This window comes from Mycobacterium sp. NGS69 (genome assembly GCF_059812165.1).
Window position 1 is genome coordinate 45,063 of sequence record NZ_JCALCD010000006.1, and the last position, 17,003, is coordinate 62,065.

16 protein-coding genes and 1 tRNA gene are annotated in these 17,003 nt (G+C 66.0%); 9 read left to right on the plus strand and 8 right to left on the minus strand.

Annotated elements, in window-relative coordinates; translation table 11 throughout:
• Positions 1–43 precede the first annotated feature (43 nt).
• The 4 genes from AC5Y2S_RS18460 to AC5Y2S_RS18475 all read right to left on the minus strand — a co-directional run bounded on the left by AC5Y2S_RS18460 (position 44) and on the right by AC5Y2S_RS18475 (position 4,097).
• Positions 44–1,003 carry an SPFH domain-containing protein gene (locus AC5Y2S_RS18460; protein ID WP_499903974.1) on the minus strand — a complete coding sequence of 320 codons (960 nt, stop codon included), beginning with the start codon at positions 1,001–1,003 and terminating at the stop codon, positions 44–46.
• A gap of 79 nt (positions 1,004–1,082) precedes the next feature.
• Positions 1,083–2,420: an ABC transporter substrate-binding protein gene (locus tag AC5Y2S_RS18465; RefSeq protein WP_499957478.1), complete on the minus strand. Its 1,338-nt coding sequence runs from the start codon at positions 2,418–2,420 to the stop codon at positions 1,083–1,085.
• The gene (locus AC5Y2S_RS18470) at positions 2,417–3,241 is read right to left on the minus strand and encodes a carbohydrate ABC transporter permease (RefSeq protein ID WP_499957479.1); all 825 of its coding nucleotides are present in this window, start codon (positions 3,239–3,241) and stop codon (positions 2,417–2,419) included. Before AC5Y2S_RS18470 ends, AC5Y2S_RS18465 begins: the two co-directional genes overlap by 4 nt.
• Positions 3,228–4,097 (minus strand): carbohydrate ABC transporter permease, encoded by an 870-nt coding sequence (locus tag AC5Y2S_RS18475; protein ID WP_499957964.1) that lies wholly within the window; start codon positions 4,095–4,097, stop codon positions 3,228–3,230. The genes AC5Y2S_RS18470 and AC5Y2S_RS18475 overlap by 14 nt, the downstream gene beginning before the upstream one ends.
• Before the next feature lie 74 nt (positions 4,098–4,171).
• Between AC5Y2S_RS18475 and AC5Y2S_RS18480 the strand changes: the two genes are divergently transcribed.
• Genes AC5Y2S_RS18480 through AC5Y2S_RS18490 form a run of 3 tightly spaced genes read left to right on the plus strand, consistent with a single transcriptional unit; the run spans position 4,172 to position 7,897 of the window.
• Positions 4,172–5,689 carry a TldD/PmbA family protein gene (locus AC5Y2S_RS18480; protein WP_499957480.1) on the plus strand — a complete coding sequence of 506 codons (1,518 nt, stop codon included), beginning with the start codon at positions 4,172–4,174 and terminating at the stop codon, positions 5,687–5,689.
• The gene (locus tag AC5Y2S_RS18485; RefSeq protein WP_499957481.1) at positions 5,686–7,059 is read left to right on the plus strand and encodes a metallopeptidase TldD-related protein; all 1,374 of its coding nucleotides are present in this window, start codon (positions 5,686–5,688) and stop codon (positions 7,057–7,059) included. The genes AC5Y2S_RS18480 and AC5Y2S_RS18485 overlap by 4 nt, the downstream gene beginning before the upstream one ends.
• 10 nt (positions 7,060–7,069) lie before the next feature.
• Positions 7,070–7,897, plus strand: coding sequence for a carboxymuconolactone decarboxylase family protein (locus AC5Y2S_RS18490; protein WP_499957482.1), 828 nt, complete (start codon positions 7,070–7,072; stop codon positions 7,895–7,897).
• Here AC5Y2S_RS18490 and AC5Y2S_RS18495 read toward each other — a convergent pair.
• Positions 7,879–10,455, minus strand: a complete 2,577-nt coding sequence (locus AC5Y2S_RS18495) for a cation-translocating P-type ATPase (RefSeq protein ID WP_499957483.1) — start codon at positions 10,453–10,455, stop codon at positions 7,879–7,881. The two genes, AC5Y2S_RS18490 and AC5Y2S_RS18495, sit on opposite strands and share 19 nt — an antisense overlap.
• A 253-nt stretch (positions 10,456–10,708) precedes the next feature.
• Between AC5Y2S_RS18495 and AC5Y2S_RS18500 the strand changes: the two genes are divergently transcribed.
• Positions 10,709–10,785: transfer RNA gene (locus tag AC5Y2S_RS18500), tRNA-Ile, on the plus strand.
• 360 nt (positions 10,786–11,145) lie between these two features.
• A complete protein-coding gene (locus AC5Y2S_RS18505; protein WP_499957484.1) occupies positions 11,146–11,751 on the plus strand; it encodes a GNAT family N-acetyltransferase in 606 nt (201 codons plus the stop codon).
• 116 nt (positions 11,752–11,867) lie between these two features.
• Here the strand turns inward: AC5Y2S_RS18505 and AC5Y2S_RS18510 are convergent, their stop codons facing one another.
• Positions 11,868–12,179: a putative quinol monooxygenase gene (locus AC5Y2S_RS18510; RefSeq protein WP_499957485.1), complete on the minus strand. Its 312-nt coding sequence runs from the start codon at positions 12,177–12,179 to the stop codon at positions 11,868–11,870.
• A gap of 479 nt (positions 12,180–12,658) precedes the next feature.
• Here AC5Y2S_RS18510 and AC5Y2S_RS18515 point away from each other — a divergent pair, with 479 nt between their 5' ends.
• The 4 genes from AC5Y2S_RS18515 (at position 12,659) to tal (ending at position 15,793) form a co-directional block, all read left to right on the plus strand.
• Positions 12,659–13,429 carry an SDR family NAD(P)-dependent oxidoreductase gene (locus AC5Y2S_RS18515; protein WP_499957966.1) on the plus strand — a complete coding sequence of 257 codons (771 nt, stop codon included), beginning with the start codon at positions 12,659–12,661 and terminating at the stop codon, positions 13,427–13,429.
• Between the two features lie 73 nt (positions 13,430–13,502).
• Positions 13,503–13,994, plus strand: coding sequence for a peptide-methionine (R)-S-oxide reductase MsrB (msrB, locus tag AC5Y2S_RS18520; protein ID WP_499957487.1), 492 nt, complete (start codon positions 13,503–13,505; stop codon positions 13,992–13,994).
• Positions 13,991–14,548 (plus strand): peptide-methionine (S)-S-oxide reductase MsrA, encoded by a 558-nt coding sequence (gene msrA / locus AC5Y2S_RS18525; RefSeq protein WP_499957488.1) that lies wholly within the window; start codon positions 13,991–13,993, stop codon positions 14,546–14,548. The genes msrB and msrA overlap by 4 nt, the downstream gene beginning before the upstream one ends.
• Before the next feature lie 156 nt (positions 14,549–14,704).
• Positions 14,705–15,793 carry a transaldolase gene (gene tal, locus AC5Y2S_RS18530; protein ID WP_499957490.1) on the plus strand — a complete coding sequence of 363 codons (1,089 nt, stop codon included), beginning with the start codon at positions 14,705–14,707 and terminating at the stop codon, positions 15,791–15,793.
• 30 nt (positions 15,794–15,823) lie between these two features.
• On the opposite strand, the gene AC5Y2S_RS18535 is transcribed toward tal, so the two are convergent.
• Both AC5Y2S_RS18535 and AC5Y2S_RS18540 read right to left on the minus strand, forming a co-directional pair.
• The gene (locus AC5Y2S_RS18535; protein WP_499957492.1) at positions 15,824–16,057 is read right to left on the minus strand and encodes a hypothetical protein; all 234 of its coding nucleotides are present in this window, start codon (positions 16,055–16,057) and stop codon (positions 15,824–15,826) included.
• Between the two features lie 70 nt (positions 16,058–16,127).
• Positions 16,128–16,793: a sigma-70 family RNA polymerase sigma factor gene (locus tag AC5Y2S_RS18540; RefSeq protein WP_499957968.1), complete on the minus strand. Its 666-nt coding sequence runs from the start codon at positions 16,791–16,793 to the stop codon at positions 16,128–16,130.
• Positions 16,794–17,003 lie beyond the last annotated feature (210 nt).

Sequence of the window (17,003 nt, forward strand, 5' to 3'; positions counted from 1 at the left end):
GAGCGTGACGGTCGCGTCCGATGGCTTTGTCAGCGCCACGCGGTTAGCGCGGCACCTGCACCAGCGGTTGGCCGCCGATCTGGCCCCAGCACCCGGCGGGGTCGCGCCCGTTCTTCACCTGATCGTTCAGGCAGTTGAAGATCGCGATCCGCAGATCCGGTGGCGGCTGGTTGGCACGCTGCTCGGCGGCCAACCGGTTCTGCTCCGCGGTCTTGACGTCCTGCTGGGCATTGATCGTTTCCTGAACCTTCTGGTTGTAGGCGTCGATGCGCTGTTGGGTCGGCTGGTCGTAGAAGATCCGCGGGATTCGCACGTCGAGGATCTCGATCTCAGAGCCCACCGCGTCCTGCAGATCCTTCTTGACCTGGCCGGCCATCGCGGGCAAGTCCGCGCCCTGGGCCGGCGCGGTCATCTGCGCCGACGCGCCCGGTGCGTTCGCCGCCGCCGCCAACATGACCTGCGGGTTGAACGTGGCGAACACCTTCGACAACGCCACCTGCGCCTGCCGGTCCACCAACTGCTCCTTGATCGTCTGGAACACGTTGGCCCCGCCGTAATCCTGGAACAGTTTGGGGGCCGCGCCCTCGCGCAGCCGCCAGTTCAAGTTCTCGTCCACGTAAGCGTTGGAGTTGTTGGCCAGCCGCACGTTGATCGCCGCCGGGTTGTTGTTGGCGCCCCTGCCCTGGCTGGCGTCGTCGAAACTGTTCGACTCGAACGCCTGCAACTGGATCGCCTCCGAGAGCTCACTCACCTTGCGCCACGGCGCATGCCACACGATCCCGGCGCCGTGCACACCCACCGGCTTGCCGAATTCGGTTATGATGCCGACGTTTCGCGTGTCCACCCGGTCGTAGGCACTGATGAGCGTGAAGACCACGCCGAACAACGCCGCGGTCGCGGTGATGCCCCACCACGTCGACCGCTTGTCCAGGAGCAGGCTCGCGACGAGAGCCACCGCGGCCACCAGGAAGAACAGGATCGCAATAATCCACCACCCGGGCATGACATTCCTTCCCTTTATGCAGGTCGGGCCAGCGTACCGCCCGTCGACGGGCGTGGGAACGCTTTCGCGGGACCGGCGGCTAGCGCTGCGCGGCGGCGTTGGCCGCCGCCTGCGCCTTCCGCAGGGTAACGGCGACATCACCTCGACCCAAGAACATTTCGTCGAAATAGCTCTGCAGGGCCGTGTACCCCGCGGCGAAGCCGGCGCCGCCCGGCGCGGGGATCCGGGGGCCCTTCAGCACGGAGAAGAACGGCCTGACGTCGATGCCCTCGGTGGCCCAGTGGTCGAAATAGACCGGCTGAGCCGACAGCACCGCGGGAATGGCCGCACCGTCGCGGCCGAGGTAGGCGTTGCCCTCGCGGCTGCCCATCCAGGCCAGCACCTGGCGCACCGCGTCCGGGTGCTTGGTCGCTGAATTACCAGCCGCGGCAATGCCGTTGGTGACGCTCACCCGGCCGGCCGGCCCCGTGGGCATCATGGCCACGCCCCAGCGGAAGCGCGCATCGCGGGCCACCGGTTTCAGGTTGTAGGTGCCGGACTGGAACAGCGCCATCCGGCCCGCCAGGAACTGGTTGCGGGAGAAGTCGCCGTTGTCGTTGGTGTCGGAGGCCGGCGGCGCGACGTGGTCGTCGTTGATCAAACTGACCAGATATTGGAATGCCGACACCGCCGCGGGGTTGTCGAAGGCGAACTCGTCGCCGCGCTGGAACACGCCGCCCGCCGAGCCGATGTAGTTCAGGTAGATGCCCTGCGGGTCGTTGGCCGCGTTGTAGCCCCACTGCCGCACCCGACTGGGGTCGAAACGCGTTGTGCCCGCGGCATTTCCGTCGGCGTCGAGCGTCAGTCGGGCCAGCAGGGGCCGCAGCGTGTCGCCGCCGTCGGGGCTCCACCGCAACGTGTCCAGTTGGGCGGGGTCGATTCCGGCCGCCCCGAGCAGGTCGGCGTTGTAGTAGAGCGCAATCCCGCCGTCGGTCAGTTGCGGCACCCCCCACAGCACGCCGCCGCGGGTGAACTGCTCGACCACCGCCGGGTCCCAGTCGGCGGTGGCGTCCGGCCCCAGCATCTTGCCGACGTCGAGCAACCGGCCATCGTCGGCGTAGGCGGCGAGGTACGCATTGGACAGCCAGAAGATGTCGTCGGCGCTGCCGCCCGCGACGTCGGTGCGCAGCGTGTTGAAGTACGTCGAGTAGGCGACGATATTGGTGCGGACCTCGATATCGCGGTGCATGCGGTTGAATTCCGCGAACGACTGCTGATACGCCGCGGCGATCTGGTCGGCCCAGACCCGCACTTTGATGACGATCTTGCCGCCGTGGGGTTCGGCGGAATAGTCCAACAGCACGGCCATGGCGGCCAGCAGCACCGCCACCAGCACCAGCGCGCCGGCGACCAGCGTCGAGGAGCGCGGCCGGGTCATTTGAGCCCCGAGACGACGATCGACGCGACGATGTGGCGCTGGAAGCCGATGAACAGCGTGACGAGCGGCACGATCGCGAGCGTCGTCGCCGCCATCACCAACGTCCACTGGGAGTTGAACCGCGACTGCAGATCCGCCGTCGCCACGGTGAGCACCCGCCATTTGTGCCCGCTGGTGATCACCAGCGGCCACATGAAGTTGTTCCACTGCGACACCACCGTGATCAACGCCAGCGCGGCCAGCACGGGACGGCTGGACGGGATCACCACGTGCACGATCACGTCCATGGTGGTGGCCCCGTCGAGGCGCGCCGCGTTGATCAAGTCGTTCGGGATGATGCGAAAGTGCTCGCGCAGCAGGAAAATCGCGTACGGCGAGCCGAACATGAACGGCAGCACCAAAGCCCAGAACGTGTTACGCAGGCCCAGCTGCGCCATCATCAGATACATCGGCACCACCGTGACCGTCGCGGGCACCATCAGCGTGGCGATGTAGACCCAGAACAGCGCGTCGCGACCGGGAAAGTGCAAGCGCGCGAACGCGTATCCGGCCAGCACCGAAAACGTCAGCTGCCCCACCAGGATCACCGCCGTCATCAGGGCGGTGACCGCCGCCGCGCGGCCGAACCCGGCCCCGCCCAGATCGGAGTAGTTGGCCAGCGTGGGCGGGCGCGGCAGTTGCAGCGGCGTGCCGGTGGCGAACTGGTGCGCCGAGGTGAAGGAGGTCAGCAATCCAAGCGCGAACGGCGCCAACGTGATCAGCGCACCCAGCGTCAGCCCGGCATAGACGACCGTGTTGAAGAGGCGGCTAGACGAGGTCATAGCTGATCCGTCGCCGGAAGTAGAGGTGCTGGACGACGGTGACCCCGATCAGGATGACGAACAGCACCACCGCCATCACCGACGCCCGCCCGATCGCCGCCGCCCCGAACGCCTCGGCGTAGATGCGGTGGGCCACCAGGTCCGTGCTGCCGCCCGGCCCCCCACCGGTCAGGGCGTACACCATGTCGAAAACCTGTGCGGTGCTGACGATCCCGGTCACCAGGACGAAGAACGTCGTCGGGCGCAGCATGGGCAGGGTGATGCGCCAGAACCGTTGCCACGCGCTGGCGCCGTCGGTGCGTGCGGCGGCGTGTATGTCGTCGGGGATGGCCAACAGGCCTGCCAGGAACGACAGCGAGACGTAGCCGACGTTGGTCCACACCACGACGGCCGACACCAGCGGCAGCGCGAAGCTGGGATCGGAGAGCCACCCGATGCTGTGCCCGAGCACGGCGCTGACGGCGCCGTCGGTGGGGGCCAGGATCCAGCGCCACAAAACCGCGATCGCCAGGGGCGCGCAGATCCACGGCAGCACGTAGACGGTGCGAAACAGCCCGGTCCCGGGGAGGCGGCGCGCCAGCATGGAGGCGGCCAGCAGCCCGAGGATCGTCTGCGCGGGAACCACGATCGCCACGAAGACGGCGGTGACGATCAGCGAGTTGGCGAAGCCCGAGTCGGCCAGCACCGAGCGCCAGTTGGCCAGGCCCACATAGCGCAGCGGGCCCAGCAGGTCCCACCGGCACAAGCTGAGCCAGATCACGACGAGGATGGGCAGCAATAGAAAGGCCAGCACACCGAACAGGCTGGGCGCCAACAGGGCGTAGCCCAGCGCGGTGGATCGAGGCTGTTTCCTCAGCACGGCGCTGGCCATGCAGGTAATTAAAGCGGGCGCCGCCGTCGTTTGGGGCGAGCGATCGTTACGGTGGTGCGGTGACACCGAACCGGGGCATCGATCCCGACTTCCTGGGCCTGCCGCGCCACGAGCTCGCCGACGCCGCGTTGTCGGCGGCCAAAGCGGCCGGGGCCAGCTACGCCGACCTGCGGCTTCACCGCCTGAGCAGCGAGATCATCCAGCTGCGCGACAGCGAGCTGGAGACCGCCGTGGTGAGCCGCGAGGTGGGCTTGGCGGTTCGGGTGATCGTCGACGGCACCTGGGGATTCGCCTCGCACGCGGAGTTGGCGCCCGCCGTCGCCGCCGAGACCGCGCGCCGCGCCGTGCACGTGGCCACCACGCTGGCGATGCTGAACAACGAGCGCGTCGAGCTCGCGGAGGAGCCCGTGTACGCCGACGCGACCTGGGTGTCGAGCTACCGGATCGACCCGTTCGAGGTGCCCGGTCCCGACAAGATCGCCGTGCTGGAGGAGTACTCCGGGCGCCTGCTGGGCTCCGACGGCGTCGACCACGTGTCGGCGGGCCTGACCGCCGTCAAGGAGCAGACGTTCTACGCCGACACCTTCGGATCGTCGATCACCCAGCAGCGGGTGCGGGTGCTGCCGTCGCTGGAGGCGGTGACCGTCGACCCCGCGGCCGGCAGTTTCGACTCGATGCGCACGCTGGCCCCGCCGATGGGGCGTGGCTGGGAGGCGCTGGCCGACGACGAGATATGGAACTGGACCGACGAGCTCGCCCAGCTGCCGTCGTTGCTCGCGGAGAAGGTCAAGTCGCCCAGCGTGGTGGCCGGGCCGGCGGATTTGGTGATCGACCCGACCAACTTGTGGCTGACCATTCACGAATCCATCGGCCACGCAACCGAATACGATCGCGCGATCGGCTACGAGGCCGCCTACGCCGGAACGTCGTTTGCCACCCCCGACAAGCTCGGCACCATGCGCTACGGCTCGCCGGTGATGAACGTGACCGCCGACCGCACCGTCGAACACGGCCTGGCCAGCGTCGGATACGACGACGAGGGAGTGGCCGCGCAGAGCTGGGATCTGGTGCGCGACGGCATCTTCGTGGGTTACCAGCTCGACCGGGTGTTCGCCCCGCGGCTGGGGCAGCCGCGTTCCAACGGGTGCTCGTATGCCGACTCGCCGCATCACGTGCCGATCCAGCGGATGGCCAACGTGTCGTTGCAGCCCGGCCCCGAGGACATCAGCACGGCCGATCTGATCGGCCGCGTCGAGAACGGCATCTACATCGTGGGCGACAAGTCGTGGTCGATCGACATGCAGCGCTATAACTTTCAGTTCACCGGGCAGCGGTTCTTCCGGATCCGCGACGGGCGTCTGGACGGCCAGCTGCGCGACGTTGCCTACCAGGCCACCACCACAGATTTCTGGAATTCCATGGAAGCCGTGGGCGGCGCGTCGACGTGGCGGCTGGGCGGCGCGTTCAACTGCGGCAAGGCGCAGCCGGGGCAGGTCGCCCCGGTCAGCCACGGCTGCCCGTCGGCGCTGTTCCGCGGGGTGAACGTGCTGAACACGGTCAGCGAGGGCGCCCGATGATCACCCCGCAGCACGTCGTCAACCTGGTGCTGGACGAGGCGGCCAAGCTCGGCGGCGCCAGCGAGACCATGGTGCTGGTCACCGACAAGATCGAGGCCACGCTGCGCTGGGCGGGCAATTCCATGACCACCAACGGGGTTTCGGTCAACCGCAGCGTCACGGTGATTTCGGTGGTGCGGCAAGGCGACAACGCACACATCGGCACGGTGGTCTCCGCCGAGGTGGATCCGCGGGTGATTCCGGGGCTGGTGGCGAGGTCCCAGGAGGCGGCCCGCTCGGCGCCGGAGGCCGGTGACGCCGCGCCGCTGCTGGTCGATACCGGCGTGCCCGCCGACTGGGACGCGCCCGTGCCGGGCACCGGGCCGTTGGTGTTCGCCGACGTCGCGGACTCGCTGAGCCGGGGCTTCCGCGGCGCCGACCGGTTGTACGGCTTTGCGCACCACAGTGTTTCGACGACATTCCTCGCGTCATCGACCGGGCTGCGCCGGCGCTTCAGCCAGCCGACCGGCGCGGTGGAGATCAACGCCAAACGCGGCGACGCCAGCGCCTGGGCGGGCATCGGCACCGCGGATTTCGTTGACGTGCCGACCGATTCGCTGCTCGAGCAATTGTCGACGAGGCTGGGCTGGGCCAAGCGCAGCGTCGCCCTGCCCGCGGGGCGCTACGAGACGATCATGCCGCCGTCGACAGTGGCCGACATGATGATCTACTTGGCCTGGTCGATGGCCGGCCGCGGCGCGGAGGAGGGCCGCACCGCGCTGTCGGCGCCGGGTGGCGGGACGCGGGTGGGGGAGCGGCTGACCGATCTGCCGCTGACGATGTTCTCCGACCCGATGGCGCCGGGGCTGGTGTGCACGCCGTTCGTCGCGGTCAGCGCCTCGTCGGAGACGGTGTCGGTGTTCGACAACGGCTTGGAGCTCGGCCAGGTGGACTGGATCCGCAACGGGGTGATCAACGCGTTGGCCTATCCGCGGGCCACGGCCGAGAAATTCGACACCAAGGTGGCGGTCGCCGCCGACAACCTGGTGATGACCGGCGGGTCGGCCGAGCCCGCCGACATGATCGCGGCCACCGAGCGCGGCCTGCTGCTGACCACGCTGTGGTACATCCGCGAGGTCGACCCGACCACGCTGCTGCTCACCGGCCTGACCCGCGACGGGGTCTACCTGATCGAGGACGGCGAGGTGACCGCGTCGGTCAACAACTTCCGGTTCAACGAGAGCCCGCTGGACCTGTTGCGGCGGGCCACCGAGGCCGGCATGAGCGAAAAAACGCTGCCGCGGGAGTGGGGCGACTGGGCCACCCGGGCGGCCATGCCGTCGTTGCGGATCCCCGATTTCTATATGTCGTCGGTGAGCCAGGCGCAGTAGCGTGTGACAAATGCTGGCGCAATTGGTGGCTTTGTCTCCGGGAGATGGGCGTCTTGCGGGCCTGGTCCGGCGGGTGTGCGCGCAGACGATGTCGTTGCCGCCGTTGCCCTCCGCGATCGAGGTTTCCGAGCCGACGTCGGAGGCGGAGGCCGTCGTCGCCGAGTTCGCCGAACAGTTCAGCGCCGATGTCTCGGCGATCACCGGTGAACAGCGGTCCCGGTTGTGGAAACAGCTGGGGGACAGCACCTTCAGCGTGGTGACGCAGATGTACATCGCCGACTTCGTGCCGCGGGTGCGGGCCGGGCTGGAGGCGCTGGGCGTCGGCTCCGAGCACCTCGGTTGGGTGAGCGGGCCGGTCGACTGGGACCACACGACCGAGCCTGCGGACGTGGTGTTCAACGAGTTTCTGCCCGCGGTGGCGCGGATGCGCGCGGTGGACCCGGTCACCGCCGAGTTGGTCCGGCTACGCGGGGCCGCGCAGCACAACTGCCGGCTGTGCAAATCGCTGCGCGAGACCACCGCGCTGGACGCCGGCGGATCGGAGTCGCTGTACGGCGACGTCGAGGGCTACGAGGACTCAAGTCAGTTAACCCGCCGCGCTAAAGCAGCGCTGCGCTACACCGATGGGTTAATTTGGACGCCTGCGCACCTCGTCGCCGACGTTGCCGCCGAGGTGCGCTCACGGTTCTCCGAGGCAGAGGCCGTCGAGCTCACCTTCGACGTCATGCGCAACGCCAGCAACAAGGTCGCCGTGTCGCTGGGCGCCGACGCCCCGCGGGTCGAGGAGGGCACCGAGCGGTACCTGCTCGACGCGGATGGTCAGACGGTCTTCAGCTGACGGCGCGCCCGCACGTACTTATCCAACGCATCGACGCCGAGCAGTATGGCCATTGATCCCAGCGCGACGGCCCATCCCCACGGCGGCGGGCTCCACTGGCCGAGCAGTCGTGCGACGGGTGGCACCCACAGCAGGATCAAGGAAATAGTCAGCCCGACGAGCGCCGCCGGGATCAAGAGCCGGTTGGTGGCCCAGCCCAGCGCTCCGGGCCAGCGTGAGGAGGACCGGCAGGCGAACACGTTCGCCGTCTGAGCGAACACGACGGTAATGAACGCCGCGCCGGAAGCCATCGCAAGGTGGTGCCCGGTGGGGAATGGATCCGCGGGGCGCCAGCCGAGCGCTATGAGGGACACCAGAAAGGCGGTGAGAGATAGGGCGGCCTCCAGCGGGCCCAGCACCCCGAAGGCCCTGCGCAGAACGGTGTGATTCATCAGCCGGCCGCGAACGGGGGGTCCCTCGAGCAGGTGCTTGGCGGGCGGCTCGGCGCCGAGCGCGACAGCGGACAGCGTGTCGGTGCCGATGTCGAGCGCGATGATCTGCAGGACACCCAGTGCGAGCGGGAACAGGCCGCCCGACAGCGCCCAGACGAGAAACGGTGCGAGCTCGGCGACGTTGTCGGTCAGGTGGTAGGTCAGGAACCTGCGGATGTTGACGAAGGTCGCTCGGCCCTGCTCGATGCCGGCCACGATCCCTGCGAACGAGTCATCGAGCAGGACCAGGTCGGCTGCCTCGCGGGCGACGTCGGTGCCGGACCGGCCCATGGCCACACCGATGTCGGCCTCGTGCAGCGCGGGCGCGTCGTTGACCCCGTCTCCCGTCATCGCCACGACGTGACCCCGTGAGCGAAGCGCGCGGGCGATGCGGAGTTTGTCCTCCGGGGCGACGCGGGCGATCACGAGCCCGTCGCGGTCGAGCAGAGCGGCGAGATGCTGCTCGTCGTCGGGCAGGCTTGCCCCCGATAGCACCGCTGAGTCCGGCAACCGTAGCCGGACCTCGTCGGCGATGGCCGTGGCGGTGGCCGGATGGTCACCGGTCACCATCGCCACCTTGACTCCCGCCCTCCGGCAGGCCTGGAGCGACTCCGAGACGTCGTCCCGAGGCGGGTCCTCCAGCGCCACGAGTCCCAGCAGTTGCAACTGCTGATCACACTCCTTCTGGTCCCGCGGAGTACGGCCGTTACGCGGACTCGCTGCGATGGCGAGTACCCGCAGCCCGCGGGCGGTGAGGATCTCGACCGCTTGATGGGCCGCCGGGTCGTCACCGCAGAGCGGGAGCACGGCGTCCGGCGCTCCCTTCACCAAGATCTCGTCGGCCAACGCCACGGCCATTCGGCGCAGCCGGGGATCGAAAGGAAACCGCAGTTCCGCCGGGCCGATACGACGGTCCTCGACCGTGTCGATGCCCAGTCGCCGGGCGAGGGTATCGAGGGCGGCCTCCATGGGATCCCCGTGCGCCCGCCACTGCCCATCGACCTCTTCGGCGTATCCCGTGGAGCAGCGCTCGCCGGCGAGGGCGAGCGCGCGGACGGAATCCGCTGCGGCGGATGAGGACCACGCCAGTTTGGCCGTTGGCCCGTAGCCGGCCCCCTCGATGGTCAGGGACCCGGCGGGCGTCCAGGCTTCCACGACGGTCATCTGGTTGCGCGTGAGGGTGCCCGTCTTGTCGGTGCAGATAAAGGTGGTGGAGCCTAGCGTCTCGACGGCCTCGAGATTGCGGACGAGGATCTGCCGCTTGGCCATTTGCTCGGAGCCCCAGGCGAGGGACAGCGTGACCGTGGGAAGCAGGGCTTCCGGGACGAGGGCAACCGTGACGCCGATCGCGAACACGAAGGCTTGCTGGATCGGGTTGCCCACGACGACTGAGATAAGCAGGAACAGCACGCCCACGCCGATCGCGATCGCCGCGATGAGTCGAACGACGCTGCGCAGGCCGCGGGTCAGCGGAGTGTCGGGCTTGGTCGTCGACGTTGTCAGCCGGGTGATCCCGGCCAGGCGCGTCTGTTGGCCGATCGCGGTGACCAGAGCGCGTGAATCTCCCTCGACGACGAAGGTGCCGGCGAACAGCGCTTCCCCTTCGGCGACGGAGCCGGCCTCGCTCTCGCCGGTGAGCATGGAGGAGTCGACCAGTAGTCGATTCTGGGTGAGCACCACGGCGTCGGCCGGCACCCGGTCGCCGCTTTCGAGCAGCAGTAGGTCGTCCACCACCACGTCCTCGGACTCGATCACCTGCCGACGGCCGTCACGCCAGACCGTGACGCGGGTCGGCAGCATTTCCTGGAGCCGATCGGCTGCCCGGTCGGCCCGTGCTTGCTGGATCAACGCGAAGACTCCGTTGAGCACGATCACCGCAATGATCGCGACACTGAGTTGAGGAAGCTTCGCGAAAAACGCGAGCGCTGCGGCCCCCCAGAGCAGCAGCGCGAAGAAGTGCGTCAACTCGCCGAGCAATCGGCGTGCGACCGATGGCCGTTTCGACTCGGGCAGCCTGTTGGCGCCGCTCCGTGCGCGGCGTTCGGTGGCCTCCGCGGTGGTCAGGCCTGGCGTCGTCACGTCGGCCATGGATCTCCTCTCAGCTGAGCCGCGACGCGTGATCTTCCGACCGCGATGACAAGCGCGCTAATGAACGTCCGTCGAGTTCTCTTACTCATGATGGCGCTAACCGCGGGCCCGAGCAGAGATTGAGCAGACCTAGCGACGGGGAGATGGCGCCTGCCAGGCGGGACCCGACCCTGACCTGCCCGCTCGGCGGGGTCGTCCAATCAAAGGTGACTCTAGGCGCTGGGCTACCGTTTCCTACGGAAAGATCAATCTGGGGGCGGTAGCTCAGTTGGTTAGAGCCGCGGACTCATAATCCGTTGGTCGCGGGTTCGAGCCCCGCCCGCCCCACCAAATGCTTGTATGACCTCGGCTGATGCTTGACATTTTGCCTTCGGGTGATGCCTGACAGTGTTTCGGCTGATGCTTGACAGTTACTTCGGTTGATCCTTGACACTGGCATCGAGACGGGCGCCGTGCATCGTGTCTGCTTGGGAGTCGCAACGCGCCAGGGTTGGTGCCGTGTCCACGTGAGCCCGGGATGGTCACCGACCACGGCGGGTCTTGGGTCGGGAGCGAGGAGCTTTTAGGGCGGCGTACACGTTGTGGGCTTTAGAGCATCGTGGCGGCCAGCTGCGCGGTCTTCGCGATTAGCACATGACCCACGATTGGGCGACTTGACCCAATACGTGTATCGCAAACCCAGGAGGCGACATGGTTGAGCATCGGCACGTCGAATGGGACCCGGACACGCATCGCATCCGCACGGCCCGGCTCCTATTGCGCCCGTGGCAACTCGACGATGACGTCGCCGCCCACCAGATATACGGAGCGCCGGAAGTTTCGCATTGGCTGTGTCCTGCGCTGCCCCTGATTACCGACCAGGCGCACATGCGCCGACTCCTAAGCGAATGGATCGCCCAGACCGATGCAACCGGACTGCCCCTTGGCCGATGGGCGATAACCGATAAAGGCTCTGGCGACCTGATCGGTGGAGTGGCACTGCTACCGCTTCCACCCGGCGGCACCGATCTCGAGATCGGATGGCAGGTTGCACCGACGCTGTGGGGTAACGGCTACGGCGCCGAAGCCGGTCATGCGGTGGCCCATCAAGCATTCACAAATATCGGTGTCAGTGAGGTCTTCGCTGTTGTGCGGCCAGGCAATCATCGCGGGGTGGCCACGGCGCGACGAGTGGGCATGGAGTGGGTCGGCGAGACCGACAAGTACTACGACCTGACCCTTGAGATCTACCGGCTTAACAAAGCGGATCTGGATCTGCCTGAACCGGCCTGTGCACCGGCGCCGGAATGGCCCTAGCGCCGAATATCAGCGCGCCCAAACTTGCGCGGTCACTCGGGCTTCAGCTGCAGGCGTGGGAGGACGCCGACGTCGCTTTCGGGCAGCAGCCGGATCATCTGTTCGACCCCGAGCGCCTAGCAACTCAGTACACGGTAGAAGGTGGTCTGGGCCTTGCCGCCCTCAGCAAACTGGGCCAAAGCTTCCACGCTGAGCGCGAAATGATCGGTTTGGACATGGAGGTCGACACCGTGCTGGTTGCGGAACCGCTGATAAAGTGTGAAATGCCCAGGCCGATAGCGATCTTCGTGCAGCCGGAAGGTGCTAACGGCTCCTTCGGCCAGCGACTGAGGGATTAGCCTCACAAACGCGCATCGCAGGTCGCCCCTTCTGCCTGGCAAAGCCGTTGCCTCGGTGATCAGCACCACTTCTTCATCCGGCCCGTACATGGTTGACCTCCTTCACGGTCTTACTCAAGGCGTTGCGCCATCACCGGGTCGGGATATGGCCGCCGACTTGGTGAACGACATTCGCCACCGTTTTGCTCGCTTCTTTTCCAGCACTACAACCCGCGTATACGCGTGCCTACGCTCGGCGATTACGCCTGCGCCGAATTGACCACTGCGCGTTAATAATTCAGCGGCACTTCCCCGTGAGTACGCCAGCCTAAGAACCTTGTCGCGGATCCGCACCGCTCCTGGCGTAATCGACGACGTCTGCCGCAATTGGGCCTCGGAGATCCAAACTCACCCGGGTGAAACGACGATGGGGTGATGACGGCTCACCCCGCGGCGCGCCAGACTAAAGCCAGTTCAACGCCGACATACGGGGTGCTGTGTGTCGACGCGACGGCAACAAATCTTCTTGCGGGCAAGGCAGTAATGGCCCCGCGGGAGCACTCGAGAATGATTCGCAGGAGGGTCTCACAATGCATTTCGATTCCAAGAAGGTCATCGTCGTCGGCGGCAGCGCCGGAATGGGCCGGCAGGTCGCCGTCGATATCGTGCGCCACGGCGGTAGCGCGGTTATCGTCGGCCGGTCGAAAGACCGTGTCGATGACACCGTGACCGAACTGACCAGCGCAGGTGGACAGGCTTGGGGGATTACCGCGGAGTTGACGGATCGCAGCGCGGTCGCCGACGTCCAGCGGGCGCTTTCCGAGGATCATAGCGACGCGACGTTGCTCGTCAACGCAGCCGGATTCTTTGTCCCCAAGCCGTTTCTCGAGTACGACGCGTTGACCTACGACTCGTACATGGAGCTCAACTACGCCCTGTTCTTCCTGACGCAGACCGTCGTTGACGGGATGATCAGTCGCGGCGAGGGCGGGTCCATCGTCAACATCGGCAGCATGTGGGCACATCAGGCGATCGGTGCGACCCCATCGTCCGTGTACTCGATGCAAAAGGCCGGACTGCACGCGCTGACCCATAACCTGGCCATCGAGCTTGCCGGGCACAAGATTCGCGTCAATGCGGTGGCACCGGCTGTCGTCAAGACTCCGCTGTACGAGGGGTTCATCCCGAAGGACGAGATCGATGCCACACTTGCCACCTTCGCGCCGCTTCATCCGCTGGGACGAGTCGGCACCCCGGCCGACATTGCCAACGCCGTGACGTACCTGCTGTCTGATGAGGCCAGTTGGGTCACCGGTGCGATTCTCAACGTCGACGGCGGCATCATGGCCGGTCGCAACTAACCGGACGCCAACCGCGAACCTACCGAAACACCAAGCGCATCAATATCACGTGTGCGCGAACGAAGGAGACCAGGTGTCACACCAATACAGCAAAAATCCCGCCGCGGTCGGCGCGCTCAGCCCCCAGCAATACCACGTTACCCAGGAGAGCGGCACGGAGCCCCCGTTCACCGGCGAGTACTGCGACAACCATGAACCCGGTATCTACGTCGACATCGTCTCTGGCGAACCGCTTTTCGCCTCGGTGGACAAATTCGACAGCGGAAGCGGCTGGCCGAGCTTCACCCAGCCCATCGACGCAGATAGCCTCGTTGAGAGGCGCGACCACAGCCACTTCATGGAACGGGTCGAGGTGCGCTCAGCCCACGCAGACAGCCATCTGGGGCACGTATTTCCGGACGGCCCCACAGAAGCTGGCGGCTTGCGCTACTGCATCAACTCGGCATCGCTGCGATTCATCCACCGCGACGAGCTGGAAGCCCAGGGTTATGGGCAATATCTGCGCTTGTTCACGAAAGATGTTTCAGAGCAGCAACCACAAAGCGTCGGTGAGCAGCAATCATGACCGACCACAACAAGATCGCCATTCTCGCCGGCGGGTGCTTTTGGGGCATGGAGGACCTCTTCCGCGGGCAGCCCGGTGTGGTGTCCACCCGTGTCGGCTACACCGGCGGCAGCAACACTCACCCCACCTACCGCAATCACCCCGGCCACGCCGAGGCACTCGAAATCACCTATGACCCAGACGAGACCAGTTACCGGGCACTGTTGGAATTCTTCTTCCAGATCCACGACCCGACCACGAAGAACCGTCAGGGTAACGATGTCGGAACCAGTTACCGGTCGGCAATCTTCTATCTGGACGACGAGCAGAAACAAATCGCGGTGCACACCATCGCCGACATCGAGGATTCGGGTCGGTGGCCCGGCAGGGTCGTCACCGAGGTCACCCCGGCTGGCGAGTTTTGGGAAGCCGAACCCGAGCACCAGAACTACCTGCAACGTTACCCATCCGGCTACACCTGCCACTACGTCCGCCCCGATTGGAAAGTACCCAACCGGGGTGACGATGCCGGCGCAAGGGTGACGACGGCTGAACGTGTCGAGCCCACTCAATAACGACATGGGCCCGGTAACACAAGGCAGGGGCGCGGCAACTCCGCCTGATTGGCAGGTGCTTTTGAGCGCGTACGCGCCATTGGTGCTGTGTGGCGCAGCATACGCCGCAGGATGGGTTCTACTGCGGCCCAACAGTCGACGGGGGGCGGCTACGCGATGACTCAGAACCCGAATCTGGCTGCACTGTCGACGGCGGGGGTGTCGGTCTGGCTGGATGACTTGTCCCGCAGCCTGCTGCAATCCGGCAAGCTGCGACAGCTGATCGACACGAGAAGCGTTGTCGGCGTGACCACTAACCCGTCCACCTTTGAGCATGCACTTGCAAACGGTCGCGCCTACGATGGCCAGATCGCGGAGCTGACGGCTCGCGGTACGGACATCGACACCGCAGTCCGCACAGCGATCACCGACGACGTCCGGGCGGCATGCGATGTACTGCGCCCGCAGTGGGAGGCCTCCGACGGCGTCGACGGAAGAGTGTCCATTGAGGTCGACCCGTCGCTGGCGCACGACACCGATGCGACAGTCACGCAGGCGGTCGAGTTGGCCAAGATCGTGGACCGACCCAACGTATTTATCAAGATACCGGCAACCGCGGCGGGGCTGCCCGCGATCACCGCGACGTTGGCCAAAGGTGTCTCAGTCAACGTGACGCTGATCTTTTCCGTCCACCGTCACCGAGCGGTGATGAACGCCTATCTAGCTGGCATCGAAACCGCACAGCAGGCGGGCGCTGATGTATCCCAAATCCATTCGGTGGCGTCGCTGTTCGTATCCCGAGTGGACACCGAAGTCGACAAGCGGCTCGAGGCTATCGGCACCGATGAGGCACTCACCTTGCGGGGACAGGCGGGCATTGCCAACGCGAGATTGGCGTACGCGGCATATCAGGATGTCTTCGAAGCCGAACCGCGCTACGCCGCGTTGCGCGCCGCGGGTGCTCGTGTGCAACGGCCACTATGGGCCTCCACCGGAGTGAAAAACACCGCCTACCCCGACTCGATGTACGTGACCGAACTGGTGGCGCCCAACACGGTCAGCACCATTCCGGAACCCACGTTGGAGGCGGTGGCCGATCACGGCGTTGTCGCCGGCGACACCGTGACCGGCAAGGCGGTGCAGGCCCAGGAGGTGTTCGACCGGTTGACCGCCGTCGGTGTCGATCTGCCGAACGTGTTCGCTGTGCTGGAGTGTGACGGGGTGTCCAAGTTCGCGGCGTCCTGGTCGCGAGCACTCCAACGCTAAACACGGTGAAACGGTACAACTTTCAGCGGTCTAGGCTTCTTCCAGCGCCTCGCCGAGTGATTGAAGAACCTTGTTGTGCTGTGCGTTGACAAGCGTGTACCCCACTACCAACGCAGCGGCGACAGGCCATTCCATAATCCCAAATAGGGCCAGTGCGGCGACGCCGGCATAGAACGCCAGGTGTTCCGGTGCAGGTAGAGCCAGGTCATTCCGGGGTGACGACCGGGAAGTCTTCGCCGTGCGCTGAGCGGTCGAGTTATTCATCAGGCCTGCTGCTCTACTGATCGAGTCGGATGAACTCGATACCCATGCCGGGAACTTCCTCGAATAGTGCTCATTGCCGGCCGGATGACGCCCGCTGCGCTCGGCGCCGTTGACAATTGCACGCCGTTGGGTGGCTCCGCTCGGGCCCGTCGATTGTTCTGGGCGCATGGTTGATCGGCGAGTCGGATAGTAAATCACGCAACTGTTTTCGTCCGCGGTTGAGCCTCGAACTTACGGTGCCTTGCCGGGCCCCCGTCATGGCGGCGATCTCCTTATACGAGTATCCCGCGATGTCGGCGAAATACACCGTCACGCGAAGTTGCTCAGGCAAGACCATCATTGCCGCCTTGAGGTCGGGGTGTGGCAGCATCTCAAGCGCGTGATCTTCGGCCGACCGCAGGCCCCCAGGCATACGTGGGGCACTCGCCGCTAACTGTTGGTCGCTGATCTCACCAGTCGGGTGTTGCACCGGACGGCGCTTTTGGGTCCTGTAGCTGCTGATATACGTGTTGGTCATGATCCGCCGCAGCCATGCTTTGAGGTTCGTCCCTGGCTCGAAGTTCCGTAGACCGGCATAAGCGTTGAGCATCGTTTCCTGCACCAGATCCTCCGCATCCGATCGATTGGAGGTCATCCGAAGAGCTTGCCGATAGAGAGGCTCAAGCAGCGGGATGACAGCGCTTCCAAATTGAGCGGCCGTCGGGTCGCCCGGCACCGGTGTACATTCCGCGCGCATGCGAGCCACGGCATGTTCCTCCTGTCGCGAAAAGTGTTTGTGTGCACCGAGGCTGGCCTCCACTTGCGCGAACCAGGGAGTTCCGCCTCCGCTTCTCAATCTGGTGCCAGCATCCACCACCGCGGGGTGAGTGGTCATCACCCGCCGATGCAATTCATCCGGATGAGCGCCCGCGCCACCTACTCGATCAAGTCGGCCTTCGGTGCTGGG